At 62.5% G+C, this 1,970-nt stretch carries 2 protein-coding genes and 1 pseudogene; 2 read left to right on the top strand and 1 reads right to left on the bottom strand.

Annotated features, from left to right (window positions below; genetic code table 11):
- Both JS533_RS13565 and JS533_RS13560 read left to right on the top strand, forming a co-directional pair.
- Positions 1 to 580 (top strand): transporter associated domain-containing protein (locus JS533_RS13565; RefSeq protein ID WP_241515344.1); only part of this gene is annotated, 580 nt, incomplete at its 5' end.
- A 248-nt stretch (positions 581 to 828) separates the two neighbouring features.
- Entirely contained in the window at positions 829 to 1,308 is a 480-nt protein-coding gene (locus JS533_RS13560; protein WP_241515342.1) for a Dps family protein, read from the top strand.
- 365 nt (positions 1,309 to 1,673) lie between these two features.
- On the opposite strand, the pseudogene JS533_RS13555 reads toward JS533_RS13560, so the two are convergent.
- Positions 1,674 to 1,850, bottom strand: a pseudogene (locus tag JS533_RS13555) (SprT-like domain-containing protein); the annotation flags it as partial.
- Between the last annotated feature and the right edge of the window lie 120 nt (positions 1,851 to 1,970).

The raw sequence follows: 1,970 nt of genomic DNA, 5'->3' as shown, positions 1-1,970 counted from the left end.
CGGCAAGGATTTCGACGACGTGATCGGATTCGTGCACGTGCGCGACCTGCTCGACGTGCGCGATCCGAACGCGAAGACGGTCGCCGACGTGACGCGCGAGGGGATTTCGCTGCCGGGCACGTCGAAGCTGCTGCCGAGCCTGTCGCTGCTGCGCAAGCGCGGCATCCACCTGGCCGTGGTGATCGACGAATACGGCGGCACGGACGGCATCGTCACGCTCGAGGACATGACCGAGGAGCTCGTTGGCGATATTCGAGACGAATACGATCTGCCGGATGAGGACAATGCGTCGCGCAACGGCAAAACCGTGTTCAACGAGGGCCGTGCGACCGTGGACGGCGGCATGACGATCGAGGACTTCGACGATCTGACCGGCATCGAACTGGAGGACGGCCCGTACGAGACTGTGGCCGGTTACTTCCTCGCGCACACCGGCAAGATGGGCGAGGTCGGCGACGTGCTGCACTCCGACGACGGCTACGACATGGTGATCACCAAGGTCGACGGACGGCGCATCGAAACGATCGAAGTGCGCAAGGCGGGCGCGCCGGATCATGCGCCGGAAGCGGCCAACGCGTAGCACCATCACGGCTGTAATACTGCGGATATCGCCGCGGATATGATGCCCGTTCCCCAGTCGGGGAGCGGGCATCATTGGTTACGAGGACGGCCGGCAGCCGCGTCCCGCGACTTGGACAGCGGTCATGGCAGTATGGGACATGCCACTGTGGGTTACGACACTGCCCAGCCGCGCGTGGCGGCGGACGGCGGCCCGTACAGTGGACATACCCGGCTCCCAGAAGGAGCCACAACCGAAAGGAGCAAGTCATGACGCTTGCATTCGTTGTTCCCGGACTCGACGAGGCCACTTCCGAAAAGGCCATCGCCATCCTGCAGAACCGTCTCAGCCAGGAGCAGGAGGCGGCGCTAGTGCTCAAGCACGCGCACTGGAACGTGACCGGCCCGAACTTCATCGCCGTGCACGAGATGCTCGACCCGGAGGTCGAATCCGTGCTGGCTCAGGCCGACGAGACGGCCGAGCGCATCGCCACGCTGGGCGGCACGCCCGACGGCCGTGCGGACGCGATCATGCGCAACCGCACGTGGAAGCCGTTCGACGTGGAGGGCCGCGCCGGCACTACCGCGTATCTCGAGGCGCTCATCGAGTACTACGACGCGTTTATCGCCGAAGATCGCCGCGCCGTGGCCGAGCTCGACGAGCTCGACTTCGTCAGCTCCAACATCATCCAGGACCACGTCCAGCAGCTCGAAAAGTTCCAGTGGTTCATGCGCTCGCATCTCGCGTGAGCGAATAGCCCCGCTGGTCATTCCGCGATAACGGCCGCAACCGAGTCCCGATCCAGATAATCGGGCGTGGTTGTGGCCGTTTTCCGTCTCACAAACGACCTGAACCGGCTTCTCGCATTGTGGTGTGCGGGGACGGTGTTTGCAGCACTTGCGTGACATTGAGGAGAGTGGATCGGCGGTGCTGGGGGTATTGTCACGCGGATCGACCCCATAGCGTGACATTGCTGAGAGTAGGTTGGGGCACTGGGGACAATGTCACGCGAATCAGCCTTATAGCGTGACATTGTGGCTGGTAGGCCGACCGAACTGGGGTCAATGTCACGTTACGCTTCCACCGCACAGTGGCATGCGGAATCAGGAATCAGCTACGGACGCCGCATCACCGGCCGCTGGTTCAATTCCCGCCGCAACTGCCGCCAATTCGGCTGGTACTGGTCCATCCGCCGTTGGAATTCGGGCCCATGGCCGTGCGTGTTCCACAAATGGGTCATCTCGTGCACGAGCACGGATTCCAAAAACTTGGGGTCCAACAGCCCTAGTACATTGTCGGGTTTAATTGTTGGGGTATAGGTGGCGGAGTTTGGTTCTGGCGTCGGTGGTGGTGAAGTGCCAGTTGACCTGTCGTTGGGTGTGGTTGGTGGTTTGGGTCCATGCGGCGAGTT

Origin of the sequence: Bifidobacterium amazonense (assembly GCF_018555435.2) — a bacterium.
GTDB lineage: Bacteria > Actinomycetota > Actinomycetes > Actinomycetales > Bifidobacteriaceae > Bifidobacterium > Bifidobacterium amazonense.
The sequence above is the reverse complement of the archived record's forward strand: the minus strand, read 5'-3'. Positions and strand labels throughout refer to the sequence as shown.